At 63.4% G+C, this 25,341-nt stretch carries 23 protein-coding genes; 14 read left to right on the forward strand and 9 right to left on the reverse strand.

Annotated elements, in window-relative coordinates; translation table 11 throughout:
• Positions 1 to 153: 153 nt before the first annotated feature.
• A complete protein-coding gene (locus tag QTI45_RS08015; RefSeq protein WP_286653978.1) occupies positions 154 to 618 on the forward strand; it encodes a rhodanese-like domain-containing protein in 465 nt (154 codons plus the stop codon).
• A gap of 134 nt (positions 619 to 752) precedes the next feature.
• Here the strand turns inward: QTI45_RS08015 and lysM are convergent, their stop codons facing one another.
• Complete coding sequence (lysM, locus tag QTI45_RS08020) at positions 753 to 1,214, reverse strand: peptidoglycan-binding protein LysM (RefSeq protein WP_286372797.1); 462 nt, start codon at positions 1,212 to 1,214, stop codon at positions 753 to 755.
• A gap of 120 nt (positions 1,215 to 1,334) precedes the next feature.
• Here lysM and QTI45_RS08025 point away from each other — a divergent pair, with 120 nt between their 5' ends.
• Positions 1,335 to 2,108, forward strand: a complete 774-nt coding sequence (locus tag QTI45_RS08025) for a type III pantothenate kinase (RefSeq protein WP_286372798.1) — start codon at positions 1,335 to 1,337, stop codon at positions 2,106 to 2,108.
• Positions 2,109 to 2,419: 311 nt separating this feature from the next.
• Here the strand turns inward: QTI45_RS08025 and QTI45_RS08030 are convergent, their stop codons facing one another.
• On the reverse strand, positions 2,420 to 3,643 hold the full coding sequence (locus tag QTI45_RS08030) for a DUF445 domain-containing protein (protein ID WP_286653979.1): 1,224 nt from the start codon (positions 3,641 to 3,643) through the stop codon (positions 2,420 to 2,422).
• Between the two features lie 172 nt (positions 3,644 to 3,815).
• Positions 3,816 to 5,024, reverse strand: a complete 1,209-nt coding sequence (gene argE / locus QTI45_RS08035) for an acetylornithine deacetylase (protein ID WP_286653980.1) — start codon at positions 5,022 to 5,024, stop codon at positions 3,816 to 3,818.
• 93 nt (positions 5,025 to 5,117) lie between these two features.
• Here argE and QTI45_RS08040 point away from each other — a divergent pair, with 93 nt between their 5' ends.
• Positions 5,118 to 6,332 carry a M20 aminoacylase family protein gene (locus QTI45_RS08040; protein WP_286372801.1) on the forward strand — a complete coding sequence of 405 codons (1,215 nt, stop codon included), beginning with the start codon at positions 5,118 to 5,120 and terminating at the stop codon, positions 6,330 to 6,332.
• A complete protein-coding gene (locus QTI45_RS08045) occupies positions 6,329 to 7,432 on the forward strand; it encodes a M14 family metallopeptidase (protein WP_286653981.1) in 1,104 nt (367 codons plus the stop codon). The genes QTI45_RS08040 and QTI45_RS08045 overlap by 4 nt, the downstream gene beginning before the upstream one ends.
• Here the strand turns inward: QTI45_RS08045 and QTI45_RS08050 are convergent.
• Complete coding sequence (locus tag QTI45_RS08050; RefSeq protein WP_286653982.1) at positions 7,429 to 8,838, reverse strand: glycosyltransferase family 87 protein; 1,410 nt, start codon at positions 8,836 to 8,838, stop codon at positions 7,429 to 7,431. The genes QTI45_RS08045 and QTI45_RS08050 overlap by 4 nt on opposite strands.
• 177 nt (positions 8,839 to 9,015) lie before the next feature.
• Complete coding sequence (locus tag QTI45_RS08055; protein WP_286653983.1) at positions 9,016 to 10,140, reverse strand: ABC transporter substrate-binding protein; 1,125 nt, start codon at positions 10,138 to 10,140, stop codon at positions 9,016 to 9,018.
• Between the two features lie 73 nt (positions 10,141 to 10,213).
• Here QTI45_RS08055 and QTI45_RS08060 point away from each other — a divergent pair, with 73 nt between their 5' ends.
• Positions 10,214 to 12,274 carry a molybdopterin-containing oxidoreductase family protein gene (locus QTI45_RS08060; RefSeq protein ID WP_286653984.1) on the forward strand — a complete coding sequence of 687 codons (2,061 nt, stop codon included), beginning with the start codon at positions 10,214 to 10,216 and terminating at the stop codon, positions 12,272 to 12,274.
• Positions 12,271 to 13,377 (forward strand): aminopeptidase, encoded by a 1,107-nt coding sequence (locus QTI45_RS08065; protein ID WP_286653985.1) that lies wholly within the window; start codon positions 12,271 to 12,273, stop codon positions 13,375 to 13,377. The genes QTI45_RS08060 and QTI45_RS08065 overlap by 4 nt, the downstream gene beginning before the upstream one ends.
• Positions 13,378 to 13,383: 6 nt before the next feature.
• Here the strand turns inward: QTI45_RS08065 and QTI45_RS08070 are convergent, their stop codons facing one another.
• The 3 genes from QTI45_RS08070 to QTI45_RS08080 form a co-directional block, all read right to left on the reverse strand.
• Complete coding sequence (locus QTI45_RS08070; protein ID WP_286372807.1) at positions 13,384 to 13,638, reverse strand: acyl-CoA-binding protein; 255 nt, start codon at positions 13,636 to 13,638, stop codon at positions 13,384 to 13,386.
• 62 nt (positions 13,639 to 13,700) lie between these two features.
• Entirely contained in the window at positions 13,701 to 14,531 is an 831-nt protein-coding gene (locus tag QTI45_RS08075) for a tetratricopeptide repeat protein (RefSeq protein ID WP_286653986.1), read from the reverse strand.
• 14 nt (positions 14,532 to 14,545) lie between these two features.
• On the reverse strand, positions 14,546 to 15,220 hold the full coding sequence (locus tag QTI45_RS08080) for a TetR/AcrR family transcriptional regulator (protein ID WP_286372809.1): 675 nt from the start codon (positions 15,218 to 15,220) through the stop codon (positions 14,546 to 14,548).
• 1,077 nt (positions 15,221 to 16,297) lie between these two features.
• Between QTI45_RS08080 and QTI45_RS08085 the strand changes: the two genes are divergently transcribed.
• Positions 16,298 to 17,278 (forward strand): site-specific integrase, encoded by a 981-nt coding sequence (locus QTI45_RS08085; protein ID WP_286653987.1) that lies wholly within the window; start codon positions 16,298 to 16,300, stop codon positions 17,276 to 17,278.
• 308 nt (positions 17,279 to 17,586) lie between these two features.
• Here the strand turns inward: QTI45_RS08085 and QTI45_RS08090 are convergent, their stop codons facing one another.
• The gene (locus QTI45_RS08090) at positions 17,587 to 18,060 is read right to left on the reverse strand and encodes a phasin family protein (RefSeq protein ID WP_286653988.1); all 474 of its coding nucleotides are present in this window, start codon (positions 18,058 to 18,060) and stop codon (positions 17,587 to 17,589) included.
• A gap of 163 nt (positions 18,061 to 18,223) precedes the next feature.
• Here QTI45_RS08090 and rfbB point away from each other — a divergent pair, with 163 nt between their 5' ends.
• The 7 genes from rfbB (at position 18,224) to QTI45_RS08125 (ending at position 25,335) form a co-directional block, all read left to right on the forward strand.
• The gene (gene rfbB / locus QTI45_RS08095; protein WP_286653989.1) at positions 18,224 to 19,303 is read left to right on the forward strand and encodes a dTDP-glucose 4,6-dehydratase; all 1,080 of its coding nucleotides are present in this window, start codon (positions 18,224 to 18,226) and stop codon (positions 19,301 to 19,303) included.
• Positions 19,300 to 20,190, forward strand: a complete 891-nt coding sequence (gene rfbD / locus QTI45_RS08100; RefSeq protein ID WP_286653990.1) for a dTDP-4-dehydrorhamnose reductase — start codon at positions 19,300 to 19,302, stop codon at positions 20,188 to 20,190. Before rfbB ends, rfbD begins: the two co-directional genes overlap by 4 nt.
• Before the next feature lie 15 nt (positions 20,191 to 20,205).
• Positions 20,206 to 21,093, forward strand: a complete 888-nt coding sequence (rfbA, locus tag QTI45_RS08105; RefSeq protein ID WP_286653991.1) for a glucose-1-phosphate thymidylyltransferase RfbA — start codon at positions 20,206 to 20,208, stop codon at positions 21,091 to 21,093.
• A complete protein-coding gene (gene rfbC / locus QTI45_RS08110) occupies positions 21,090 to 21,638 on the forward strand; it encodes a dTDP-4-dehydrorhamnose 3,5-epimerase (RefSeq protein ID WP_286653992.1) in 549 nt (182 codons plus the stop codon). The genes rfbA and rfbC overlap by 4 nt, the downstream gene beginning before the upstream one ends.
• Positions 21,639 to 21,745: 107 nt before the next feature.
• Positions 21,746 to 23,287, forward strand: a complete 1,542-nt coding sequence (locus QTI45_RS08115; protein WP_286653993.1) for a glucosyltransferase domain-containing protein — start codon at positions 21,746 to 21,748, stop codon at positions 23,285 to 23,287.
• 123 nt (positions 23,288 to 23,410) lie between these two features.
• Complete coding sequence (locus tag QTI45_RS08120; protein ID WP_286653994.1) at positions 23,411 to 24,379, forward strand: glycosyltransferase; 969 nt, start codon at positions 23,411 to 23,413, stop codon at positions 24,377 to 24,379.
• Entirely contained in the window at positions 24,379 to 25,335 is a 957-nt protein-coding gene (locus tag QTI45_RS08125) for an NAD-dependent epimerase/dehydratase family protein (protein ID WP_286653995.1), read from the forward strand. The genes QTI45_RS08120 and QTI45_RS08125 overlap by 1 nt, the downstream gene beginning before the upstream one ends.
• Positions 25,336 to 25,341: the final 6 nt, after the last annotated feature.

The following is a 25,341-nucleotide window of genomic DNA, read 5'->3' on the forward strand; positions in this document are numbered from 1 at the left end:
AATCCAGACTTCCCATCTTTGATACGTAAACAATCGTGACAAAGAGGGTTTTCACGAACTGGAGAAAAATTGGCCCCATCGGCGAGCCTCTCCAGAGTGGAAGCCGGGGCCGCCACCCGCAGTAACCCTTAAAAGCGCAAGGACGAAAGCACCATGACCCAGCCGGACACGAGTTCGCCAACCCAGGCGAATGCACTCACCGGAGACAGACTCGGCGTCAAGCCGGCCGAAGGCTATGCCGGCGACGTGACGCCTGAACAGGCGGCGCAGTGGATGACCAGCGGCGACGCCGTGCTGGTCGACGTGCGCAGCGATGCTGAACGCGAGTGGGTGGGCTATGTGCCCGGCGCGGTCGGCCTGGCCTGGAAGCAATGGCCCGGAATGGCCTTCAACCCGGCTTTCGACGAGGGCCTGCGCAGCGCGGTGCCGGCAGGAAAGAAAGCGGTTCTGCTGTGCCGCAGCGGCGTCCGCTCGATCGCCGCCGCCCGGCGCGGCACCGAACTCGGCATCGAGGCCTACAACATTCTCGAAGGCTTCGAAGGCGACGCCGACGCAGACGGACACCGCGGCCAAAAAGGCGGCTGGCGTTTCCGCGGCCTGCCCTGGAAGCAAAACTAAGAGGCCGATCGGCCGGCGAAGCCAGGCCCCTTCGTGGGACACCGCGGAACCGGCTCCGCCGGGCCGCTGGTGTCGCCCCCCGGTCAGGGGGGTGGGCGCCCGGACACGCAGTGCCGGGCAACCTGGGGGGCGAGCTACAGCTTCGGAATGCGCAGCTTCTGGCCGGGATAGATCTTGTCCGGATGGCTCAGCATCGGCTTGTTGGCCTCGAAGATCGCGTTGTACTTGTTGGCGTCGCCGTAGTATTTCTTGGAGATCGCCGACAAGGTGTCGCCGCGGACCACGTCGTGGTACTGGGCCGGGTCTGCCGCCGGCGCGACCAGGTTGTTGTCGACCTGCGTCACGTTGGACACGTTGCCCGCCGCCAGCGAGGCCTTCTCGCTGGCTTCCTGTGACGGCGCATTGCCCGACAGCGTCACGATGCCGCTGGTGGCGACGTAAGTGACCTCCAGCGCGGTCAGGCCCAGGTTCTGGGTCTCGATGTAGGTCTTGATGGCCGCCGCGGCCGCCTTGTCCTTGTCCGGCTCCGCCGCATGGGCCGCCGACCCGCCGAAAAGCTTCTCTCCGGCCTCCTTGATGAAACTCAGCAATCCCATGGTTTCTCCTTCTGCCTTGGTGGATGGACGGGCCACTTTAACGGCGGAAGAAGGCGCTTTTGCGTAGGCCGCCGTCGCATATGCAAGCGCCCGTAAGCGCAAGTCGCAATAATGCCGCGCATGGCATTCCTAGCGATCGACATCGGCAACACCCGCATCAAGTGGTCTCTCTACGACGCGGCGCGTCCCGGCGCCGTGCCTGTCGCGCACGGCGCCGAGTTCCTGGACCACATCGAGCGCCTGGCCGAAGGCCCGTGGGCCGATCTGCCACCGCCCGACTCGATGCTCGGCTGCGTGGTGGCCGGCGATGCCGTGCGGCGCCGCGCCGAGGAGCAGGTGGTCGAGCGATTCGAGTGCTCGCCGCGCTGGGTGGTGTCCAGCGTGGCCGAGGCCGGCATCGTCAACGGCTACGACCATCCCACGCGCCTCGGCGCCGACCGCTGGGTGGCGATGATCGGCGCCCGCCATCGCATGATGTCGCAGGGCAAGCCGCGGCCGATGGTGGTGGTGATGATCGGCACCGCGGTCACGGTCGAGGGGGTCGACGTGCACGGCAAGTTCCTGGGCGGCCTGATCCTGCCGGGCCACGGCATCATGCTGCGCGCGCTCGAGTCCGGCACCGCCGGCCTGCACGTGCCGACCGGGGAGGTGCGCGAATTCCCCACCAACACCAGCGACGCCCTGACCAGCGGCGGCACCTACGCCATCGCCGGCGCGGTCGAGCGCATGGTCCAGCACGTGCGGGCGCACTGCGGTGCCGAGCCGGCCTGCTTCATGACCGGCGGTGCCGGCTGGAAGATGGCGCCCAGCATGAACGGCGACTTCGAACTGGTCGACAGCCTGATCATGGACGGACTGCTGGTCATCGCGCAGGAGCGGATGCTGCCGGGGTGAATGTGGCCCCCACGCTCCCCCACTGCGTGTGGGTCGCTGCCCCCCAAGGGGGTCGCAGGCCGCCTTGGGGCGGCCCGGCGCCGGCCTGAGCCCCCACGCTCCCCCACTTCGTGTGGGTCGCTGCCCCCGAGGGGGCCGCAGGCCGCCTTGGGGCGGCCCGGCGCCGGCCTGAGCCCCCACGTTCCCTCACTTCGTGTGGTCGCTGCCCCCCGAGGGGGTCGCAGGCCGCCTTGGGGCGGCCCGGCGCCGGCCTGGGCCCCCACGCTCCCGTCGCTGCCGCCTTGGGGCGGCCCGGCGTCGGCCTGAACCGCTCAGCCCTTCCATAGCTGCGTCGCGGTGTGGATCAAGAGCCCGACGAGCCCGCCGACCAGCGTGCCGTTGACGCGGATGAACTGCAGGTCGCGGCCGATGTTGCGTTCGAGTTCCACGGTCATCTCGTCCGTGTTCCAGTCGGCCACGCGCTCGACGATGTAGCGCCGGATGTCCTCGCGATAGCGCTCGATCGCACGCGGCGCGGCATCGACGATCTGCTCGTTGATCCAGTGCCGCATCGCCTCGTCGGCCGACAGCCGGGCACCGAGCGCGCCGGCCATCGCGACCAGCCGCTGGCGGATGCTCGAATCGCTTTTCGCCAGGTCGTCGTGCAGCCACGCGAGCAGTTCGCTCCACAGGCCGTGCAGGTAGTCGCCCAGCGCCGGGTGCGCCTGCAACTCGGCGCGGATCGCCTCGCCGCGGCGAAGGAACTCGGGGTCGGTCTTGAGCCGCTCGACGAAGCCGGCCATGTGGGCATCGAAGCGCAGCCGCAGCGGGTGCTCGGGCTCGGCCGCCATTTCGCCCAGGGTGTGCACCACCGCGGCCACGATCTTGCGCGTGGCCAGCCGGGCCGCCACCTGGTCCAGGCCGACATAGCGCAGCGACTTGATCTCGCGCGCGATCGCCTCGGTGATGCGTTCCTGGACCTCGTCGCCCTCGACCACCGCCGTGACCTGCCGCAGCACGTCGTCGAGCAGTGCGTGATGGCGGCCGCCGGCGGTCAGGGCATCGAGCGCCTGACCGGCCAGCCGCGACAGGTCCACCTGCGCCAGGCCGGCCGCCGTGATGCGGCCCAGGAAGTCGCGCACCCGGGCGTCGTCGAAGGCCGTGAGCCCGTAGCGCACCGCCGCCACGAGATGGCCGCCGAGCTTCTCGGCGCTCTCGGGCCGCGACAGCCATTGCGCGAGCCGGGCCGCGGGATCGAACTGCGCCAGCTTGGCCAGCACCTGCGGCGTGCTCAGGAAGTTGTTGCAGATGAAGCCGGCCAGCTTGGCGCCGATGCGGTCCTTGTTGGCCGGGATGATTGCGGTGTGCGGAATCGGCAGGCCCAGCGGATGGCGGAACAGCGCCACCACCGCGAACCAGTCGGCGATGGCGCCGACCATCGCGGCCTCGGCGAAGGCCGCCACGTAGCCCCAGGCCGGATGACGGGGCTCCAGCGCGGTCGCCAGCGCGTAGAGCAGCGCGGCGGCGCCGAGCAGGGCCAGCGCGATGCGCTTCATGGCGCGCGACGGATCAGGCCGGCGCCGGGCCGCCCCAAGGCGGCCTGCGGCCCCCTCGGGGGGCAGCGACCCACACGAAGTGGGGGAGCGTGGGCGCCACTCAGGCCGGCGCCGGGCCGCCCCCTCGGGGGGCAGCGACCCACACGCAGTGGGGGAGCGTGGGGGCCTGGCCTCAGCGGATCTCCTTCGTCGCGGCCAGCCCCTGCAGGAACTGCTCGCAGCGCGCCAGTTGCTCCAGCGTCACGTACTCGTCCGGCTGATGCGCCTGGGTGATGCTGCCGGGGCCGCAGACCACGGTCGGGATGCCGGCGTTCTTGAACAGGCCGGCCTCGGTGCCGAAGGCCACCAGCGTGGTGCGCGACTCCTTCGCCAGCCGCTGTGCGAGCCGGGTCACGGGCTCGTCGGCGGAGCTCAGGAAGCTCGGGATCTCGCAGATGGTCTCGAAGCTGAAGCCGGCCTCGGGCGCGACCTTCTTCATCGCCACCTCCGTGCGGCTGGCGTAGTCGGCGACTTCCTTCTGCATCCGCGCCGCGTCGGCGGTCGGCAGGTTGCGGAATTCGTAGCGGAACTCGGCGTCGCGCGGCACCACGTTGTCGGCGATGCCGCCGTGGAACTGGCCCACGCTGGCGGTGCTGAAAGGGACGTCGAAGCCTTCGTAGCGCCGCTCGTCGCGTTCGAAGCCCTCGGCCATGTCGCGCAGCTTGCCGACCACCCGCGCCGCCATCTCGATCGCGTTGACCGACTGCGGCGTCAGCGACGAATGCGCCTCCTTGCCGCGCACGCAGCACTTGTAGCGGTAGACGCCCTTGTGCGCGATGGCGGGCACCATCAGCGTCGGCTCGCCGATGATGCAGGCCAGCGGCTTGATGCCCTGGTCCTTCATGTCGGCGATCAGTTCGCGCACGCCGAAGCAGCCGACCTCCTCGTCGTAGCTGAAGGCGAAGTGCACCGCGAACGGCGAGTCGCTCTCGATGAAGCGCTCGGCGTTGGCCAGCGCGATCGCGATGAAGCTCTTCATGTCGGCGGCGCCGCGGCCGTAGAGGCGCGGCTCGATGCGGGCCGAGTCGGCATCGGCGTCGTCGGCCGGCCAGTCCTGCACGATCGCCGACAGCGGGTCGACGCTCCACGCCTGGCCGTCCCAGGGCACCGTATCGGTGTGGCCCGAAACGATCACGCCGGCCTTCTTGCCGGCGCCCAGCGTGGCGAACAGGTTCGCCTTGGTCTTGTCGGCGTTGTAGGTCAGGCGGCTGCGCACGCCGAGCCCGGCCAGGTGGTCGCGCGCGAAGTCGATCAGTTCGAGGTTGCTGTTGGCACTGACGGTGTTCATGCGCAGCAGCGTCTGCGCGAGTTCGAGGCTGCGGGAGGAGAGCACTTGGGGCATGCGGGGCATTGTCGGGGAAGTGGGCGAGGGCGTGGCGTCGGGCATGCGGCACGATCTTTGCGGGCTGCCACCGCAAAGTCTAGACTCGCGCCCATGAAACTCATCGATTCACTCGTCACGCAGGCGGCCGGCATCGCCGCGGTCCGGCGTGACCTCCATGCCCATCCCGAACTCTGTTTCGAAGAGGTCCGCACCGCCGACGTGGTGGCGGCCAAGCTGACCGAATGGGGGATCCCGATCCATCGCGGCCTCGGCACCACCGGCGTGGTGGGCATCGTCAAGAACGGCAGCAGCGACCGCGCGGTCGGCCTGCGCGCCGACATGGACGCCCTGCCGGTCACCGAGCTCAACACCTTCGAGCATGCCAGCAAGCACCACGGCAAGATGCACGCCTGCGGGCACGACGGCCACACCGCGATGCTGCTGGCGGCCGCGCAGCACCTGGCCAAGAATCGCAACTTCGACGGCACGGTCTACCTGATCTTCCAGCCGGCCGAAGAAGGCGGCGGCGGCGCCCGCGAGATGATCTCGGACGGGCTGTTCGAGCAGTTCCCGATGGAGGCCGTGTTCGGCATGCACAACTGGCCCGGCATGAAGGCCGGCCAGTTCGCGGTCAGCCCCGGCCCGGCGATGGCCTCGAGCAACGAGTTCACGGTCAGGATCACGGGCAAGGGCGGCCATGCGGCACTGCCGCATACCGGCGTCGACCCGGTGCCGGTGGCCTGCGAGATGGTGCTGGCCTTCCAGACCATCCTCACGCGCAACAAGAAGCCGACCGATGCCGGCGTGATCTCGGTCACGATGATCCATGGCGGCGAGGCCAGCAACGTGATCCCCGATTCCTGCGAGCTCAAGGGCACGGTGCGCACCTTCTCGCTCGAGGTGCTCGACCTGATCGAGGCCCGCATGAAGACCATCGCCGAGCACATCTGCGCGGCGCACGAGGCCGAGTGCGACTTCCACTTCCACCGCAACTACCCGCCGACCATCAACTCGGCGCCCGAAGCCAATTTCGCGCGCGGCGTGATGGCGGGCATCGTCGGCGCCGAGAACGTTCTGGTCCAGGAGCCGGCCATGACGGCCGAGGATTTTGCCTTCATGCTGCTGGCCAAGCCCGGCGCCTACGCCTTCATCGGCAACGGCGACGGCAGCCACCGCGCCATGCACCACGGCGGCGGTCCCTGCATGCTGCACAACGCGAGCTACGATTTCAACGACGACCTGATTCCGCTCGGCGCCACCTGCTGGGTGCAGCTGGCCGAGCAGTTCCTCAACGGCCCGAAGCTGGCCGAAGGAGCCGCGGCATGATCGGCGTCGGCGAAGCCTTCTCGGCCCGCTATGCCCAGGCGCGCCAGAAGTTCCTGCAGGGATGTGCCGGCGCCGGGATCGAAGTGCACTCGCACCTGCATCCGCTCAAAGGCCGCGACGGCGAGGAACTCGCGATGGATGTCGCGCTCGACGGCGACCCGCAGGCCGAACGCATGCTGATCGTCTCGAGTGCCTGCCACGGCGTCGAGGGCCATTGCGGCAGCGGCGTGCAGGTGTTCGCGCTGCACGATGCCGAATGGCGCGGGAAGGCGCGCGCGCAGGGCGTGGCCGTGCTGTATGTGCATGCGCTCAATCCGCACGGCTTCTCGCATGGCCGCCGCGTGACGAACGAGAACTGTGACCTGAACCGCAACTTCTTCGACTTCACCGAACCGCTGCCGGTCAACGAAGCCTACGCCGAGCTGCACGCCCTGCTGCTGCCCGAACAGTGGCCACCGACAGCGGCCAACGAAGCGGCCATGGGTGCCTGGATCGAGAAGAACGGCCCCGCCGCCTACCAGGCTGCCGTGACGCGCGGCCAGTACCAGTTCGAGGATGGCCTGTTCTTCGGCGGCAGGGCGCCGACCTGGAGCAACCTGACCCTGCGCGAGGTGCTGCGCACGCAGGTGCAGTCTGCCCGCCGACTGGCGTGGATCGACCTGCACACGGGCCTGGGGCCGAATGGACTCGGCGAGCGGATCTTCTCGTGCCGCGACGACAAGGCCGCCTATGCACGCGCCAATGCGTGGTGGGGTACGCCGGCCGCGCCGGTGACTTCGATCTACGACGGCTCGTCGACTTCGGCCTTTCTCACCGGACTGATGTGGGGCTCGGTCTACGAGGAGTGCCCGCAGGCCGAGTACACCGGCATCGCGCTCGAATACGGCACCGTGCCCGTGATGGAAGTGGTGGGCGCGCTCAGGGCCGACCACTGGCTGCACAAGCACCCCGAAGCGCCGCCCGAACTCGCGGCATCGATCCGGGCCGGGATGCTCGCGGCGTTCTATACCGACACCGATGCCTGGCGCGGCCAGATCATTAGCCAGGCCCGCCAGGCGATGTTCCAGGCGGTGGATGGCCTGGCTGCCCAGGCGCTCTAGGCGCGCGCGTCGCGCATGGCGTCCAGGTGCGAGTCACGTGCCTCGGCGTGACGCTGGCCGGCGCGCCACTCGATCCATGAGACGCGGTACAGCAGTGCCAGAACGATGAGGGCGCCGAAGAAAAGATAGGACTGAGCGAAGTTCCATCGGGTGTCGGCCAAGGCGTTGGTCAGGGCCACGAACGATTGGCTCGTGAGGATGAAGGCCACCCAAGTCAGCGGCAGGGCCCATGCGCCCCATGGCCGTTCGTGCACGACGGCGGGCAGCAGCACGGCGAAGGTCGCAAGCAGCAGGCCGTAGTGATGTTCCCAGGCGATCGGCGATGCGATGGTCAAGGTGAGCATGACGAGTGCGAGGTCGATCACGCTCGGCGACTTGTTGCGCTTCCACAGCAGGACCCCGCCCAGCAGCAGGATCGACGAGGCGAGGGTGGCGGCATGGACCAGGGTATGGAAGGGCGCGAATTCATGCGACAGCCACTCCAGGTTGTTGCCGTTGAAGAGCATCCGGTTCACCAGGCCGTTCACCGACTGGTTGGCGTAGTAGCCCTCGCCGTGCTTTCCAATGAAGGAAACGACCGGGATGTAGTCGAGCATGTTGGCCAAGCCGTACTTCCACAGCGCGATCAGCCCGAAGAGCGTTGCGGTGGCAAGGGCCGGTAGCGCGAGGCTCCACTGCCGGCGGAACGCCGCCCAGACGATGACGATGCCCCAGTGCGGCTTGATGATGCAGCACAGGCCGATCATCACCCCCGCCAGCCGGGGGCTGCCGCGCTGCCAGGCCAGCAGCGCCAGGCCGGCGGCGAGCGTCATGAAGGTCTGGATCTGGCCGAGGAACTCGGAACGAGTGATCGGATAGAACAGCAGCACGCTGGCCAGGCCGGTGGCCGCGAGCGCGACTTGTTGGCCCGGCGGGAGGCGGAATGCCGCGGCGCTGCCTGCTTGCTGCCGCACGGCGCCGACGAAAAGCAGGGTGAAGACGATCGCGATCAGCGGGAGGCACAGTCGGGCAAGCAACTGCAAGACCTTGACCATGAAGGCCTCGCTGATGCCCGGCAGCATCGCCGGAAGGTCCGTGATCAGCAACGAGGTGAGCGGGTACTGGAACTTCGTTCGCAGATCGAAGAAGACATCCTGATAGATGGGAGCTTCTGGGTGATCGCGCAAATACTGGGACGCTACATGCATGGCGTGCCAGGAATCGTCGCCCTCGGGCCCGCTGAACATCCGGGCCGCGTATCCCAGCGTGCTTTCCATGAAGGGGCCCGCGAAACACGCAGCCAACGCCGACAGCGCCACACCGCTCAGCAGGAAGCACACCCAGAGACGCCAGCAGGACTCGAGGCTCCGCGCGGCGGCGGAGTGCGGCAAGCCGGGGATGCCGGGCCGCGGGCGCCAGGGCGCCATCAGAAAGAGCGCGCACTCGTACTCAACTGCGCCCCCCAAGAAAAGATAGACAAAAGAAAACCTGCTTCATGAATGCAGTTTGACCGGCTGCAAGGGGTGCTATGCCTGCTTAGAGAACCAAAGGACTAACTATTGTGGTGTATGCCGCAATTACCCTCAGACTTGCTCGCGTATGAATCAGGTCCTGATCCGGCCGTCGCCGGTGATCATCGACAGCTCGACGAACTTCGACGCTACGTGGTTGCGCGGCGAGAACGACACCTCGAAGCCGCCGAACTGCTGGCGGTCGATGCTCTCGAGCCCGGCGATCAGGCCCTCGCGCGTCGCCTTGCCCGGGGCCCTGCGCAGACCTTCGACCAGCACCTTGGCGGCCAGGTAGCCCTCCAGGCTCGAGAAGTTGGCCTTGGTGCTGCCGCCACCCTTGCGCAGCGCGTCGTTGAACTCGCGCGTGATGCCGTTGGCCGCGTTGTAGGGCGACGGGACGACCTGGGTCACGACCACGCCGGCACCGTCCTTGCCGAGTTCGTCCGACAGCGCCTGCGTGCCGACGAAGGAGACGTTGAAGAAGGTGCCGCCGTAGCCCGCCTTGCGCGCCTCGCGGATGAAGGCCGCGCACGACTTGTACGCGCTCACCTGCACCACCGCATCGGGCTTGGCGGCGGCGATGGTCTTGACCGCGGCGGCCACGTCCACCGAGTTGCGCTCGACCGTGGCCAGCGCCGCCGGCTTCAGGTCGAGCTGGCCCAGCGCCAGCGTCACGCCGTCGAGCCCGGCCTTGCCGTAGGCGTCGTTCTGATAGAAGACCGCGATCCTCTTGAGGCCCAGGTGGGTGAGCTGCTTCACGATCAGCGCGGTCTCGTCGTTGTACGAGGCGCGCAGATGGAAGACGTTCTTCTGGAAGGGTTCGCGCAGCGCCATCGCGCCGGTGAAGGGCGCGATGAACGGCACCTTGGCGCCGACCGCCAGCGGCAGCGCCGCGAGGCTGGTCGGCGTGCCGATGTAGCCGAACAGCGCGAAGGCATCGTCGTCGATCAGCTTCTTCGTGTTGGCCGCGCAGCGATCGGGTTCGTAGCCGTCGTCCAGGAACCTGATCTGGACCGGGCGGTGGCCCGGCTGGGCGTTGTGCTGGTCGAGAAAGAGCTTGGCACCCTCGTAGAACTGGATGCCCAGCTGGGCCGCCGGACCCGTGAAGGGCGCCGATTGCCCCAGCACGATCGGCGAGTCGCTCTGGGCCCGCGCGAACTGGAAGCCGCCGAGCGCCGCGGCGCCGGTGGCAATGGAAAAGTGCCTGCGATTGATCATCGTGAAAACCCCTTCGCGCGCATTCGCGGCGTACAAACTAGACTCGCCGGTTGGTCTTCGCCCCGGTCGATTCATGACTTTCCCCACGCCTCCAAACTCCCAGATCCAGGTGCTCGGTGCCTGCCCGCACGACTGTCCGGACACCTGCGCCCTCGTCACCACCGTGCAGGACGGCATCGCCGTCAAGCTGCAGGGCAACCCCGACCACCGCCACACTGCCGGCGTGCTCTGCACCAAGGTCTCGCGCTACATCGAACGCAATGACCATGCCGAGCGCCTCGTGCAGCCGCTGAAGCGCTCCGGTCCCAAGGGCAGCGGCCGTTTCGAGCCGGTGAGCTGGGAGGCAGCGCTCGACGACATCGCTGCAAGGCTAATTGTGCTTAAACGTAACAATCCCGAGGGAATTGTGCCCTATAGCTATGCGGGAACCATGGGTCTCGTGCAGGGCGAATCGATGGACCGTCGTTTTTTCCACAAGCTCGGTGCCTCGCTGCTGGACCGCACGATCTGCTCGACCGCCGGTGGCGAGGCCTTGAGCCTGACCCTGGGCGGCAAGGTGGGGATGCGGGTCGAGTTCTTCGCCGAAGCGAAGCTGATCCTGATCTGGGGCAGCAACTCGATCGCCAGCAACCTGCATTTCTGGCGCCACGCCCAGGCCGCCCGGCGCGCCGGCGCGAGGCTGGTGTGCATCGACCCGCGCAAGACCGAGACCGCCGACAAGTGCGACGAGCACGTGGCGCTGCTGCCCGGCACCGACGCCGCGCTGGCGCTGGCGCTGATGCACGAGCTGATCGTCCATGACTGGCTCGATGCCGACTACATCGAGCGCCACACCGTCGGCTGGGCCGCGCTGCGCGAGCGCGCGCTGCAATGGCCTCCGGCCCGTGCGGCCGCCGTGTGCGGCGTGCCCGAAGCGCAGATCGTCGCGCTGGCGCGTGCCTACGGCACCACCCGGCCGGCCGCGATCCGGCTCAACTACGGCATGCAGCGCGTGCGCGGCGGCGGCAATGCGGCGCGCGCCATCGCCTGCCTGCCGGCGCTGGTCGGCGCCTGGCGCGAACGGGCGGGCGGCCTGCTGCTGAGCAGCTCGGGCCTGTACCCGATCGACCGCGCCGCCTTGCAGCGGCCCGACCTGCTGGCGGGACGCAGCCCGCGCACGATCAACATGAGCGCGATCGGCGATGCGCTGACCGACACCGCCCATCCGATCCAGGCCCTGGTCGTCTACAACAGCAATCCGGTGGCGGTGGCGCCCGACTCCGGCAAGGTGGTCGCGGGCTTCGCGCGCGAAGATCTCTTCACGGTGGTGCTGGAGCAGTTCCAGACCGACACCGCGGACTATGCCGACTACCTGCTGCCGGCGACCACGCAGCTCGAGCACTGGGACATCCACACCAGCTACGGCCATACCGACGTGCTGCTCAACCGGCCGGCCGTCGCGCCGCGCGGGCAGGCCCGCAGCAATACCTGGGTGTTCCGCGAGCTGGCCCGCCGCATGGGCTTCGACGAGCCCTGCTTCAGCGACGACGACGAGACCCTCTGCCGCAGCGCCTTTGCCCCCCATGTGGTCGACTTCGGCGAATTGGAGGCGCAGGGCTTCGCGACGCTGAAGCTGCCCGACGCGCCCTATGCCGATGGCAATTTCCCCACGCCTTCCGGGCGCTGCGAGTTCTACAGCGAGCGGCTGGCGGCGACCGGCCAGGACGGCTTGCCCGACCACGTGCCCAATTACGAGCCGGCCGGCAGCTCGACCGACTTTCCGCTGGCGATGATCTCGCCGCCGGCGCGCAACTTCCTCAACTCCAGCTTCGTCAACGTGCGCAGCCTGCGCGCAATCGAGGGCGAGCCGCTGCTCGAGATCCACGAGGCCGACGCGGCCGCGCGCGGCATTGCCGACGGCGCCACGGTGCGCATCTACAACCAGCGCGGCGAGCACCGCTGCCGTGCCGAGATCTCGCGCCGCGCCCGTCCCGGCGTGGTGCATGGCCTGGGCATCTGGTGGCGCAAGCTCGGCATGGACGGCACCAACGTCAACCAGCTCACCAGCCAGCGGCTGACGGACATCGGGCGCGGCCCCACCTTCTACGACTGCCTGGTCGAGGTCGAAGCCGTCTCCGACCCGGTCGTGTCATGAGCGCCGCTCGGCGCGGGGCGGCGCTGGCGGCGCTCGGGGCCGTGGCGCTGCTCGCCGGCTGCGCCGATCTGGGCTACTACTGGCAATCGGCCAGCGGCCACCTGGGGCTGATGCGGGCCGCGCGTCCGGTGCCGCAGTGGCTCGAAGATCCCGCAACGTCCGACGCCCTCAAGGCCAAGCTGGCGCTCGCCCAGCGCATCCGCGCGTTCGCGGTGGCCGAGCTCGGCCTGCCCGACAACGCCAGCTACAAGTCCTACGCCGACCTGCATCGCAACGCCGTGCTCTGGAACGTGGTGGCCGCACCGCCGCATTCGCTCACCCTCAAGACGTGGTGCTTCCCGGTGGCGGGCTGCGTCGGCTACCGGGGCTATTACGACGAGGCGGCCGCGAAGGCGGAGGCGGCGACGCAGCAGGCCCAGGGCCTGGAAAGCGCGGTCTATCCGGTGCCGGCCTACTCGACCCTGGGCTGGATGAACTGGGCCGGTGGCGATCCGCTGCTGTCGACCTTCATCGGCTACCCGGAGGGCGAACTGGCGCGCCTGGTGTTCCATGAACTCGCGCATCAGGTGCTCTATGTGCCCGACGACACCATGTTCAACGAGTCCTTCGCCACCGCGGTGGAGCGGATCGGCGGCGCGCGCTGGCTGAAGACCCAGGCGAGCGAGGCGGCCCGGCTCGACTATGCGCAGTTCGACGACCGGCGCCAGCAGTTCCGGGCCCTGACCGCCGACACGCGGCGTGCGCTCGATGCGGTCTACCACTCGCCGGAAGCCAAGGCGCAGGACTGGCCGGCGGTCGACGCGAAGAAGGCCGCCGCCATGGCGGAATTCCGCCAGCGATTTGCGCTGCTGCGCGCCGGCTGGACCGGCCCGCGGCAAGGCGCCTACGACGGCTGGGTGGCACGGGCAAACAACGCGATGTTCGGCGCCCAGGCTGCCTATGACGAACTGGTGCCCGGCTTCGAAGCCCTGTTCGAACGCGAGGGCGAGGACTGGCCGCGCTTCTATGCGGCGGTCAAGCGGCTGGCGGAAATGCCGAAACTCGAACGGCGCCAGGCGCTCGGGGCGCCGGCCCGCAGCCAGCCCCTGGCAGCCCTCCGGTGAGACAGATCAGCGCAGGGATTCGATCAGCTCGACGTACTGCTGCTTCGCCTCGTCGGCGGCCAGGCCCTTGCGCGCGGTCCAGGCATCCCACTTGGCGCGGGCGACGATGTCGCTGAAGCTGGGCTTCTTTTCGGTGTTGTCGCCCGCCGTGGCCTGCTTGAACAGGCCGTAGATCTTGAGCAGCGTGGGGTTGTCGGGACGCTCGGCGAGCAGCTTGGAGTTGGCTTGGGCGGATTCGAACAGGGCGTTCAGGTCGGACATGAAAGACGAGGGCGTGAAAAAGAATGAAGCGCGATCTTAAGTGACGGCGTCGTTTAGATAAGTCAGTCGGTCATCCCGGCCCGCGCCAGCTCGACATCGAGCCTCTCGCGCGCATCGGCGGGGTCGAGGTGGGCCGCCTTCTCGTAGAGCCGGGTGGCCTCGGCCATGCGGGTATCGCCGTGCAGCATCAGCAGGCCGCGGGCGTATTCGATCGCCGCGCTGGCCGACAGGGGGTTGAGCTGCATCCCGCGCTCGAACAGTTCCACCGCGGTGTCGGCGCGCACCCCGTAAGTCATGCGCCCGACCAGCGAGCCGACCTTGTCGATCACCTCGGCGTGGAAGGCGGCCAGCGCGACATGGGCATCGGCGTGCTGCGGCCGGAGTTCGATCACGCGTTCGAGCGCGCCCTTGACCTTGGTCCCCAGCCCTTGCGCAAGAGCCCGGGCGACGCTGATACCCTGGCTGTAGCGCCCGAGCGCATAGGCCTGCCAGTAGAGCGCCTGGCAATTGTCGGGTTCGTTCGCGAGCTGTGCCGTGGCGCGTTCGGCCACCTGCTTGAACAGCGCCAGGCGCACGGACTCCCGCGGTTCGAGGTAGTTGGCATAGATGGCGGTCGCCTGGTTGGCCAGGGCAAGGCCTTCGGGGGCGTGTGCCAGACCGATCGCTGCCGCGACTTCGAATTCGCCGCTGTGATAGTGCGCCCAGCCCTCGGCGAGCGGACCCTGTGCCGGGGCCGGGAGACCCTGGCCGACGTGCAGCCGGTCCCAGTGCAGCGGGAGGTCGGAGGCGCTGAAGCGCGGTCCGTCACGGTAAGGCAACCGGGTCCATTGCCCTGCCGCTTCGGGGGCCCCGGGCGACAGCAGGGAGAGCGGTTCGGGTGGCGGTGGGTTCATTCGGAAGTCGGGAATCAGACCGTCGCGGATTGATCTTCGCCAGCATACGCGCTGCTCAGGGTCAGCAAATGCCGGCGTTGCTCGGTGGCCAGATAGGGGGCCAGCAGGTGCAGCGTGTGGTGGGCGCCGCGCATCAGGGCGCCCTGGGCGTGGGCCGGTTCCAGCGCCTCGCGCGGATTGCGCACGTACTCGTAGCTGAGCCAGTAGGTCAGCACCACCACCATGCTCTGCGCCAGGGTGTCGACTTCCCGCGCATCGATGTCCAGGTGGCCGGCATGGCCCAGGCCGGCGATCAGAGCGCGGATCGCGCGCGCCTTGTTCTTGAGCACCAGCTGGAACTGGGTCTCGAGGTGGCGGTTCTTGCTCAGCAGGTCGTTCAGGTCGCGGTAGAGGAAGCGGTAGCGCCAGATCAGCTCGAACAGGCTGTGCATGAAGAACCAGGCGTCTTCCACATCGTGCACGCCTTCGCTGGCGTGCAGCAGTTCGAGCAGCTCGGTCTCGTAGCCCTCGTAGAGCCGGTTGATCAGCTCGTCCTTGGCGGGGTAGTGGTAGTAGAGGTTGCCGGGACTGATGTTGAGCTCGCCGGCGACCAGGGTGGTGGAGACGTTCGGCTCCCCGAACCGGTTGAACAGGTCAAGTGCGGCTTCGAGGATGCGTTGTGCAGTGCGGCGTGGCGCTTTCTTGGCCATGTCGGAGCCCCGGTTTTTGTCTCTGGGGACACTCTAGCGCAAGTTCAGAGAGACGGGGGGAAGGTGCGACTATAGCTCCATCGATGCGTGCTCAGTCCCTCGGTGAATTTCGATCAAACGTGCCCATTTTTGGGGTCAATTCGATGTGGCCCTCCAGCACGCATATCGATGGCGTGCATTTTGAAGATGGTCGCAACGATTCGAAAATGGAGCCCCGTTCGTATTGGGAGACCCAAGTCCATTACAGTATGGGGAACTACGGAAGCGACAACTAGCAATTCGCGCAACTGTCACAGAAAAGTAGAACAAAAAAGCGATTAGTCGGCTCCTGTTTCAGCCCACGAGGGTCGCACCAAAAGCTGGTGAAAAATCGTCATGCCAACGCCTTTCGCGGCAGTTGCTCGGCAAGTCGGAGTGTCACTCTTTACACTGAGCTGGACTTCGCTAAGTGGGCATTGGGGTGATGAAGATGATATTTTTCTCGACGATTTGGCGTCGGCCGCTATAGGAGCGATGGGAATTTTTGGTCGAGTCATTTAAGCAAATCCGCGTGACTTCGATTCCAAAAATTGAGCCAAAGCCGGAATAGTTAATGCGGTCCAAAGAGATGCAGCTCGCCTAAAAGATGCGATCGCGCGTTATTGCCTTATCTATTCGATAGGCAAGATGGCGTGACATGGACCAGGCGCCCTGTACGAAGAAAAGCTGTTGATAACAATTGATTCTAGAGCGCGATTCTTTTTCGAGAAATATAGACGCGATTGGAATTTCCGCTGCCACCCCTCGAGCAAACAAGCTCAACCATTATTTCGAAGTTTTGAAATTCGATTTCTCAATCAACGCCATTCATTTTGAGCGAAGCAGTGGGCTTGTATGCAAGCCATCAGCGGACACATAAAATGTAAACTAAAGTTTCGTTGCGAGGGTCTTCTCAAAATGGGCGTCGAGATCTGATTCGTCGTTTGTAGACCGCGCTTCGCCTCGAAGAACCACAGATCGGCTGCCTGCGACCTGAGCAAAAAAAACGCAAAATGAGGAATGTCGGGATAGCCTCTGACCTTTCAAAAAGGAGTGACTATGAGTCCGTATGCAGGGTCTACGCCCTACCTCTCATTGAAGGACGTTCGAGAAGAACACCTGAATGAAGAGCAGAAGGCCCTTCTTGGAGACCTGCGCATGTTGAGTTCCAGGACTCAGAGATCCTATGCTTCGGCGTTCAAGGGCTACTTGGCGCGACGACCCTACGTGCCCGCGAACATTCATGCGGCGCGCGCGTGGGTTGCCGGTGTTCGATGGGGTTGTAGGCTGAACACGCTACACCCCGACCCGGATATCTCAGATGGCTGGAAGTCGCTTCTGCCCAATATATGGGTGCCTGAGGTTGAGTTCCACGATGAAGTAGGAGCTAGATATATTCATTGCGTCGATAGAAATGCAAGGCAGGGACGTCGCCGGCATCGACTGGCTCATATCCCAGAGAATTTTGTTGAACTCATGCTGGCGGAGAGTTCGCTGAACTCACGGAGCGATCTCCATTTCGCGTTGCTGCTGTTGTTTCTTACAGGATGTCGACCAAGCGAGATTGCTTCCGCAAGCTTCGAGTTTTCGAATGAAGATGTTCGCGTGACCATTGCTTGCGCAAAAGAGAAGTTCAATGAGAATAATTCTAGAAGTAGAATGTTGACACTGGAGCGACAGTATGGTGTCTTTGCCAGGTACTTGAATAATTTGAAGGACTGGGTGGGTCTGGTGGACAGGTCCCTTCCATTCTCACATTTGAACGCTGCAGCAATGAACAATCTTTGTGCGCGGCTTTCCAAGAAGCTATGGCCTAAAAAAAAGATAGCCAATCCAAGTTGCTTTAGATGCCTGTTCATTGCGGATTTGAAGAAAGAGGGGGTTCCCCGAGAACAGATTGCAGCGCAAGTAGGGCATCTGGCTGAAAAATCAGCGTCGCGCTACGGAACTGCAAGACAAGGCCGCGATGGGCGTCGCGCTTATCTTTGCATCGAGCAGAGCGAAGCAACAGATGACAATTCAATGCGACCAAGGGGTTAAGTCGTCCTCTCAGAATCCAGTCTCGCGCCTTCCGAGACACCGCCGTTCTTAGTCGAAGCAGGGGTCGACTTTGGGGCAATGCGAAAGTTGCGTTTTTTGGCCCCTAGTAGGCGGGGCAGGCGGAAAACGTCGGTTCTTTGCAGGCGCTGACGCCGGGTAGCAGGGTGTGTGGGCGCTCGCACCGTTAATTCGTCAAACTAGGCCCGGCATGGGGAAGCGAACACGCAAGTTCGCCTTGCAAGAGAGGCGGGCTGTATGTCAATTTAACTCGCTTGCACCCACTGTTACGGGGGACGGGTGAAGTTCGATCAATCGTCGCTGCTGGAGCGCTGCGACGGCGGTCGCCGGGGCGTCTTGATGCCTGTGGCCTTTCGCGCAGCAGTCGACGACTTGCGGACTTTGTCTTTGCGATTCAACTGGGATTCCAGTGCAGCCACGCGGGTGTGCAAGGATTCGACTTCCTCTGCCGAGGGCACTCCGAGCTTCGCCAGAGCGCGAGCCACGCGCTCTTCGAAGATGTTCTCGAGCTTGCCCCACCCGCCCGCGGCCTTGGTACCGAACTCGCTGGCGAAGCCGGCCATCCGTGCCTGCGCCTGGGCCAGCGTCTCTTCGGCTGCCTGCTGGGTCTTCTTCTGCACACCGGCGCCGTCTTTCACCAGCGCTTCGAAGGCCTTGCTGCCCTCCTGTTGCATCTTGGCGAAGGCACCGAGGCCGGCCAGCCAGATCTGCTGGGCGGAGTCCTTGATGCGGTCGGCGGGTTTGTCTTCGTCTTCAGTCGGCATGAGGGAATCCTTGAGGGTTGCACCGTTACTCTAGCCGGGGTTGGAGGGGGGCGTGTAGAGCGTAGGTTCTAGCTGCGAATTGAAACATCGCTGGATGGGATAATCCCCGGTTCGGGCGCCCGAAGGGCGACATCTGACATTCGACAATAACGAGGGACCCCCCATGATCCTGGTAACCGGGGGCGCCGGCTTCATCGGCGCCAATTTCGTTCTCGACTGGCTTGCGCAAGGCGACGAGGCCGTCGTCAACCTGGACAAGCTGACCTATGCCGGCAACCTCGAGACGCTGGCGTCGTTGAAGGGCAATCCGCGCCACGTCTTCGTGCAGGGCGACATCGGCGACAGCGCGCTGCTCGACCGGCTGCTGGCCGAGCACAAGCCGCGCGCCATCGTGAACTTCGCGGCCGAGTCGCATGTCGACCGCTCGATCCACGGGCCCGAGGATTTCGTCCAGACCAACGTGCTCGGCACCTTCAGGCTGCTCGAGTCGGTGCGGGGCTACTGGGGCGCTCTGCCGGCCGACCAGAAGGCGGCGTTCCGCTTCCTGCACGTGTCGACCGACGAGGTCTACGGTTCGCTGTCGGCCACCGATCCGGCCTTCACCGAGGAGAACAGGTACGAGCCCAACAGCCCGTACTCGGCCAGCAAGGCGGCCAGCGACCATCTGGTGCGGGCCTGGCACCACACCTACGGCCTGCCGGTCCTCACCACCAACTGCTCGAACAACTACGGCCCCTTCCATTTCCCCGAGAAGCTGATCCCGCTGATGATCGTCAACGCGCTCGCCGGCAAGCCGCTGCCGGTGTATGGCGACGGCATGCAGGTGCGCGACTGGCTCTACGTCAAGGACCACTGCAGCGCGATCCGCCGCGTGCTCGAGGGCGGCCGCCTCGGCGAGACCTACAACGTCGGCGGCTGGAACGAGAAGCCGAACATCGAGATCGTCAATACCGTCTGCGCGCTGCTCGACGAATTGCGCCCGCGTGCCGATGGCAAGAGCTACCGCGATCAGATCACCTACGTCACCGACCGCCCCGGCCACGACCGGCGCTACGCGATCGATGCCCGCAAGCTCGAGCGCGAACTCGGCTGGAAGCCCGCCGAGACCTTCGATACCGGCATCCGCAAGACCGTCGAGTGGTACCTGGCCAACGGCGAATGGGTGGCCAACGTGCAGAGCGGTGCCTACCGCGAATGGGTGCAGAAGCAGTACGAGGCTGCACCCGACAAGGCGGCGGCATGAAGCTGCTGCTGCTCGGCAAGGGCGGGCAGGTGGGCTGGGAGCTTCAGCGCAGCCTGGCGCCGCTGGGTGAGCTGGTGGCGCTGGATTTCGACAGCACCGACTTCCACGCCGATTTCAGTCGCCCCGAACAGCTGGCCGAGACCGTGCTCAAGGTGCGGCCCGACGTGATCGTGAACTCGGCTGCCCACACGGCGGTCGACAAGGCCGAGAGCGAGCCCGAGTTCGCGCGCAAGCTCAACGCGACGTCGCCCGGCGTGGTGGCGCAGGCAGCGCAGCAGATTGGTGCGCTGATGGTGCACTACTCGACCGACTACGTGTTCGACGGCAGCGGCAACAAGCCCTGGCTCGAGGACGACCTCACGGCGCCGCTCAGCGTCTATGGCAGCACCAAGCTCGAGGGCGAGCTGCTGGTCGCGCGCCATTGCGCGCGGCACCTGATCTTCCGCACCAGCTGGGTCTATGCGGCGCGCGGCGGCAACTTCGCGAAGACCATGCTGCGGCTGGCGAAGGAGCGCGACCGGCTCACGGTGATCGACGACCAGTTCGGCGCGCCAACCGGGGCCGAACTGCTGGCCGACGTCACGGCGCATGCCATCCGGGCCACGCTGAGCGATCCGGGCAAGGTGGGGCTGTACCACCTGGTGGCCGGCGGCGAGACGACCTGGCATGGCTACGCACGCTTCGTGCTGGCGCAGGCGCAGGCCGCCGGCGTCGCGCTCAAGGCTGCGCCCGATGCGGTCGATGCGGTGCCGACCAGCGCCTTTCCGACACCTGCCGAGCGCCCACACAATTCCCGCCTGAATACTGACAAGCTGCAGGCGACTTTTGGGCTAAAGCTGCCGCATTGGCAGGCAGGCGTGGCGCGAATGCTCGCCGAAACCCTCTAATTCGAGACGATAAGAATGACCCAACGCAAAGGCATCATCCTTGCAGGCGGCTCCGGCACGCGGCTGCACCCGGCGACGCTGGCCATGAGCAAGCAGCTCCTGCCTGTTTACGACAAGCCGATGATCTACTACCCCCTGAGCACGCTGATGCTCGGCGGCATGCGCAACATCCTGATCATCAGCACGCCGCAGGACACGCCGCGCTTCCAGCAGCTGCTGGGGGACGGGAGCCAATGGGGAATTGACCTGCAGTACGCGGTGCAGCCGAGTCCGGACGGGCTGGCGCAGGCCTTCATCATCGGCGACAAGTTCGTCGGGAATTCGCCGAGCGCGCTGGTGCTGGGGGACAACATCTTCTATGGGCACGACCTCGTGCATCTGCTGTCGGATGCTGACAAGAAGGACGCGGGCGCGACTGTGTTTGCCTATCACGTGCATGACCCGGAACGGTATGGGGTCGTGGCCTTCGATGCCGATGGAAAGGCCAGCAGCATCGAGGAGAAGCCGGTCAAGCCCAAGAGCAGCTATGCGGTGACCGGACTGTACTTCTACGACAACCAGGTGGTGGACATTGCCAAGGCGGTGAAGCCGAGCGCGCGGGGGGAACTGGAGATCACGGCCGTGAACCAGGCGTACTTGGATCTGGGCAAGCTCAATGTGCAGATCATGCAGCGGGGGTATGCGTGGCTGGACACGGGGACGCACGAGAGCCTGCTTGAGGCGGGGCAGTTCATTGCGACGCTGGAGCATCGGCAGGGGCTGAAGATTGCTTGTCCCGAAGAGGTCGCATGGCGTCACGGCTTCATTGATCGCGAGCAACTGGCACGCCTTGCCGCGCCGCTGGAAAAGAGCGGCTACGGCAAGTACCTCAATCATCTGCTGGCCGAGGAGATCCGCTCGTGAAGGTGACGCCCACCGAAATTCCGGATGTGCTGGTCATTGAGCCGAAGGTCTTCGGTGATGACAGAGGGTTTTTCTATGAAAGTTTCAACCAGAAGGCTTTCGACGATGCAATCGGAAGTCATGTTGAATTCGTGCAGGATAACCATTCGCGTTCCGCCCGAGGGGTACTGAGAGGTCTCCACTACCAGATCCTCCAGTCGCAGGGAAAGCTCGTGCGGGTTGTTCGCGGAAGTGTCTATGACGTGGCGGTGGACATTCGCCGCGCCTCACCCACGTTTGGACATTGGGTGGGCTTAGAGCTCTCGGAAATCAATCGCAAGCAATTGTGGATTCCGGCCGGCTTTGCACACGGTTTTTTGGTGCTCAGCGATGGCACGGAGTTTCTGTACAAGACCACGGACTACTACGCTCCGGCGCACGAAAAATGTATAGCTTGGAACGATGAGCAACTGGGAATCACGTGGCCGGACATCGGCATCGCGCCCCTGCTGTCCCAGAAAGACTGTTTGGGCATGCCATTTCAGAGTGCAATTGTGTTCGATTGAGAGATGCGCGGCGGTTAAAAAATTCGCTGATTACCCCGTCTATGTGGTAACAAATTTGTTTGGTGCGCGGAGATTTCGTCAGTCGCATCCTGAAAATTGAGAAGGCTATGCAAAACTTCAAATGTGGCGCTTTGGGCGAGTGGGCGCCGCGCCATGTTCGGCTACTATTGATAATATTCGCGGCTGCTTTGATCGCAAAGGGAGGAGTGATCCTTCGGGGATTTGCTGTTGATGATTATTTGTTTGGACAAGGATTTTCGACGGAAGAGTTGAGAGTTTTTTTGACTCAGGGGAGATTTCTCCATGGAGGCATTGATTGGTTTATCAATGCCCTCGGAGTGAATATTAGCGACCTCTATATTTCCTTGGGCATCTGCGCACTTTTTCTTCAAGCGGCGCTGGTCACTTCGATATTGCGATTTGTCGGCGCCGCCGATTTTTCGTTGTCAGCGCTGATTGGTGCAGCGATTGTTTCTCACCCCTACCTGGCTGAAATTCTCACCTTTCGAATGGTATTGCCGGGATATTGCGTGGCGACCATTCTGTCGATTGTTGCCCTGGAGATGACTGCAAAAAAGTCGATGACTCTAGGGGATTGCATCGTTGCGCTCGCCGCGACCGTCGCAATGCTCTTTGTATATCAAGGATTTCTAAACCTATTTGCAGTTGCGGTCGTTTTTGCTTTTCTATTTGACCAGTTGTCTAAGGTTCGGAGTGCTCCAACCCTTTCGCGTCACGTTGTGCATCCGAAGAGAGTTATTGTATTGAGCCTTGTTTGCCTGATGTCCGCGGTCCTTTTTTTGACTACTATTGCAGCCTCGAAGGCATTGGGATTGGTTGCCCTAACGGGCAGAGCAAATTTTATTGAATTGAGTTCTGTTTCTGAGCGAGCAACTCAGATTGCAGCGTTGCTTCAAAGAATTTATTGGATGAGCGAACCGATTGTTCCTCACTGGATAAAGGTCTTGATCGCGGCAATGATATTATTTGTTGTTGCTTTGGTTTGTGCTGAAATGCGCAGCGAGCAATTGACGAGAAAAAGTGTAATTTGGAAATTGGTTGCTGGCGTTTGCGCTGTGGTTTTGTTGATTCCAATCACTGTTGGGGTGATTTTGCCTTTTAAAGATTGGTGGCCGGTTCCGCGCGTTCTCGCGCAGGTCCCATTTATCATTGGCTTATTCTTGTTGCTGGCAGCGCCCGCGGTTCAGCGAAAACAGGCGACCATACTAAAAAGGATGTTGACGGTGTCGATATCAATTCTCGTGGTTTGCTTTGTTTTCATCAGCAATCAGGTCTTTGCTGACCAGCAACGGCTGAACTCATGGGACAAGGAGCGGGCGAATCGAATAGTTTCGCGCCTTGAACAGAGTCCGAATTTTTCGGAAATTAAAAGCATCTACTTGAGCGATGGGGCGTGGGGATATCCCGCGAGACTGAACACCCTACAGGGAGATATGAATATATCTGCATTTGCACCTGAATATTCAAGGGTCTCTCTAATGTTGGAGGCTTCCGGATATTCTTTCAAGAAAGCAACCGGGGATTTGGTTTCAATTGGGATGGCTTATTGCAAAAATCATCGCCCTTGGCCGCATGTGGACTCAGTTTCAGTTGTAGGAGAACTGGCTGTTGTCTGCCTATCAAACTGACATTGCAATTCAGATTGATCCCTGTTCAGATATCGAATAAATGATGGCCCACTCGCTCGTAGAGTGTGATGGTTTGACTAAATATCGGTCAATGGATTTTTAGAATTATATCTAATTGCTGCAATGAAAAAGCCACAGCGAGTGTCTATAGTGATTCCCGTCTACGCTGGAGAACGGACGCTTCCGATGCTTATCGAGGAGATCAAGGAGTTGACCAAGCCGCAGGTTTCAACGGCGGGAATCGACTATGTGGTCTCCGAGGTACTGTTGGTTCATGACTGCGGAAGCGACCGGTCAGACCTAACGCTTGAAACGCTCGCGTCCCAATATGCTTTCGTCCAACCGATCTGGTTATCCCGAAACTACGGACAACATGCAGCGACGATGGCGGGCATGGCAAGCGCGACGGGTGATTGGGTCGTCACCATCGACGAAGATGGGCAGCAGGATCCTGTAGACATTGGAGCTATGCTCGACTGCGCCATAAAGGAATCACTTCAACTTGTTTATGCTCAGCCCACTAATCCTCCGCCGCACGGCTGGGTGCGAAACCTGTTGAGCCGCACTGCGAAGGAAATCAGCACCCGCGTTCTGGGAAACAAGACAATTGGCAGGTTCAATAGCTTCAGGCTAATCGACGGGGAAATTGCTAGGACCCTCTCCGCCTATTGTGGGAATGGTGTATACCTGGACGTCGGACTGTTTTGGATTACTAGTCGCGTAGGTCACTGTAGCCTACGACTTAGAAGTGAATTCGGCCGCCCGTCAGGTTATTCCTTTCTATCGTTGGTGAAGCATTTCTGGAGCCTTGTCCTAACCACAGGTACGCGTCCGCTACGCCTTATCACCATCGTTGGATTTTGTTCGATGTTTATTGCCGTCATGTTCGCTGGCTATGCGCTTTACGAAAAATACACCGGACAAGTGCCCGTTGAGGGTTGGGCTTCTCTCGCAGTGGTCGTCGCGTTCTTTTCGGGTGTCATTTTGACGGCGTTGGGCGTGATCGCCGAGTACCTTGCAGTCACGATGGGCATCGTTATGGGGAAGCCGCTATACGTCGTCAGTTCAAAGCCGACGAGACCGAGGCACTGATGACGGCCGTTTGGGTGCTTGGTAGTCGCGGACTGCTCGGCTCCGCTCTTTCGACAACGCTGCTGCACGACGGTGTCGACGTGTTCGCACCGCAGGAACCATTTTCCTGGCGCGACGAATCGCATTTGCAATCACAAGTTCAGGCGGCGGTGCGTGCGTTTTCTTCGGAAGCCCAAGAGGCGGGCGGATGGGAGATCTATTGGGCGGCTGGTGTTGGGACAATGGGCAGCCCAGAGGAGGTTCTGACAGCGGAAACCCGGGCAATGACTCTATTCCTCGAATTTTTCAAATCGGATGCGAGTCTCATGGCCGTTCCGGGGGCAATAGTTTTTTCGAGTTCGGCTGGCGCGATATATGCGGCTTCGCCAGAAGAAATAATCACAGAAAAAACAGCAGTGGCTCCGAACAACCCGTATGCATATACCAAGCTGAAACAAGAGGAATTGCTCCGAGTTTTTGCGATGGAATGTAAAAATGTGAGCGTTCTTGTTGCACGCATATCAACGCTATATGGCGTTGGCCAGGCGACTGGCAAGTCGCAAGGTCTTCTCACAAACATTGCTCGCAACATCGTGCGAAACCGGCCAACGCAGATATACGTTCCATTGGACACAATTCGCGATTACATATCTGCGCCCGATGCGGCGGCGACAATAGTTGGGACGCTTAGAATGCCCGAGCGAAGAGAAAAATACTTGATCAAAATAATTGCCTCGGAGCGTCCAACATCAATTGCAGAAATTGTTTCAATATTCAAACAAATTTCCCGGCGTCATCCTCGTATCACTACCAGTGCGAGTCGGCTTTCCAAGCTTTATTCTCGCAGGGTCCAGTTCCGTTCCGTAGTACCTCGTGGAAGTGCAACTCCAACGCCCGAAAGTCTGATTGTTGGCATCGCTCACTTACTCAGCGCAGAACGACTGGCGCACTCAAGTCCGCCGTCTGTAAGTGTGTGAGGTCCA

The sequence above is a fragment of the Variovorax saccharolyticus genome, assembly GCF_030316765.1.
GTDB classification, from domain to species: Bacteria; Pseudomonadota; Gammaproteobacteria; order Burkholderiales; family Burkholderiaceae_C; genus Variovorax; species Variovorax saccharolyticus.

Excerpts from the sequence above, each read along its gene's own strand:
- rfbA (WP_286653991.1), top strand. The coding sequence starts at position 20,206 with ATGACCCAACGCAAAGGCATCATCCTTGCAGGCGGCTCCGGCACGCGG.
- QTI45_RS08055 (WP_286653983.1), bottom strand. The coding sequence starts at position 10,140 with ATGATCAATCGCAGGCACTTTTCCATTGCCACCGGCGCCGCGGCGCTC.
- lysM (WP_286372797.1), bottom strand. The coding sequence starts at position 1,214 with ATGGGATTGCTGAGTTTCATCAAGGAGGCCGGAGAGAAGCTTTTCGGC.
- QTI45_RS08080 (WP_286372809.1), bottom strand. The coding sequence starts at position 15,220 with ATGGCCAAGAAAGCGCCACGCCGCACTGCACAACGCATCCTCGAAGCC.
- QTI45_RS08015 (WP_286653978.1), top strand. The coding sequence starts at position 154 with ATGACCCAGCCGGACACGAGTTCGCCAACCCAGGCGAATGCACTCACC.
- QTI45_RS08040 (WP_286372801.1), top strand. The coding sequence starts at position 5,118 with ATGAAACTCATCGATTCACTCGTCACGCAGGCGGCCGGCATCGCCGCG.
- QTI45_RS08045 (WP_286653981.1), top strand. The coding sequence starts at position 6,329 with ATGATCGGCGTCGGCGAAGCCTTCTCGGCCCGCTATGCCCAGGCGCGC.
- QTI45_RS08075 (WP_286653986.1), bottom strand. The coding sequence starts at position 14,531 with ATGAACCCACCGCCACCCGAACCGCTCTCCCTGCTGTCGCCCGGGGCC.
- QTI45_RS08025 (WP_286372798.1), top strand. The coding sequence starts at position 1,335 with ATGGCATTCCTAGCGATCGACATCGGCAACACCCGCATCAAGTGGTCT.
- rfbD (WP_286653990.1), top strand. The coding sequence starts at position 19,300 with ATGAAGCTGCTGCTGCTCGGCAAGGGCGGGCAGGTGGGCTGGGAGCTT.
- QTI45_RS08060 (WP_286653984.1), top strand. The coding sequence starts at position 10,214 with ATGACTTTCCCCACGCCTCCAAACTCCCAGATCCAGGTGCTCGGTGCC.
- QTI45_RS08120 (WP_286653994.1), top strand. The coding sequence starts at position 23,411 with ATGAAAAAGCCACAGCGAGTGTCTATAGTGATTCCCGTCTACGCTGGA.
- QTI45_RS08030 (WP_286653979.1), bottom strand. The coding sequence starts at position 3,643 with ATGAAGCGCATCGCGCTGGCCCTGCTCGGCGCCGCCGCGCTGCTCTAC.
- QTI45_RS08050 (WP_286653982.1), bottom strand. The coding sequence starts at position 8,838 with ATGGCGCCCTGGCGCCCGCGGCCCGGCATCCCCGGCTTGCCGCACTCC.
- QTI45_RS08070 (WP_286372807.1), bottom strand. The coding sequence starts at position 13,638 with ATGTCCGACCTGAACGCCCTGTTCGAATCCGCCCAAGCCAACTCCAAG.
- QTI45_RS08125 (WP_286653995.1), top strand. The coding sequence starts at position 24,379 with ATGACGGCCGTTTGGGTGCTTGGTAGTCGCGGACTGCTCGGCTCCGCT.
- QTI45_RS08090 (WP_286653988.1), bottom strand. The coding sequence starts at position 18,060 with ATGCCGACTGAAGACGAAGACAAACCCGCCGACCGCATCAAGGACTCC.
- QTI45_RS08115 (WP_286653993.1), top strand. The coding sequence starts at position 21,746 with ATGCAAAACTTCAAATGTGGCGCTTTGGGCGAGTGGGCGCCGCGCCAT.
- QTI45_RS08065 (WP_286653985.1), top strand. The coding sequence starts at position 12,271 with ATGAGCGCCGCTCGGCGCGGGGCGGCGCTGGCGGCGCTCGGGGCCGTG.
- argE (WP_286653980.1), bottom strand. The coding sequence starts at position 5,024 with ATGCCCCAAGTGCTCTCCTCCCGCAGCCTCGAACTCGCGCAGACGCTG.
- QTI45_RS08085 (WP_286653987.1), top strand. The coding sequence starts at position 16,298 with ATGAGTCCGTATGCAGGGTCTACGCCCTACCTCTCATTGAAGGACGTT.
- rfbB (WP_286653989.1), top strand. The coding sequence starts at position 18,224 with ATGATCCTGGTAACCGGGGGCGCCGGCTTCATCGGCGCCAATTTCGTT.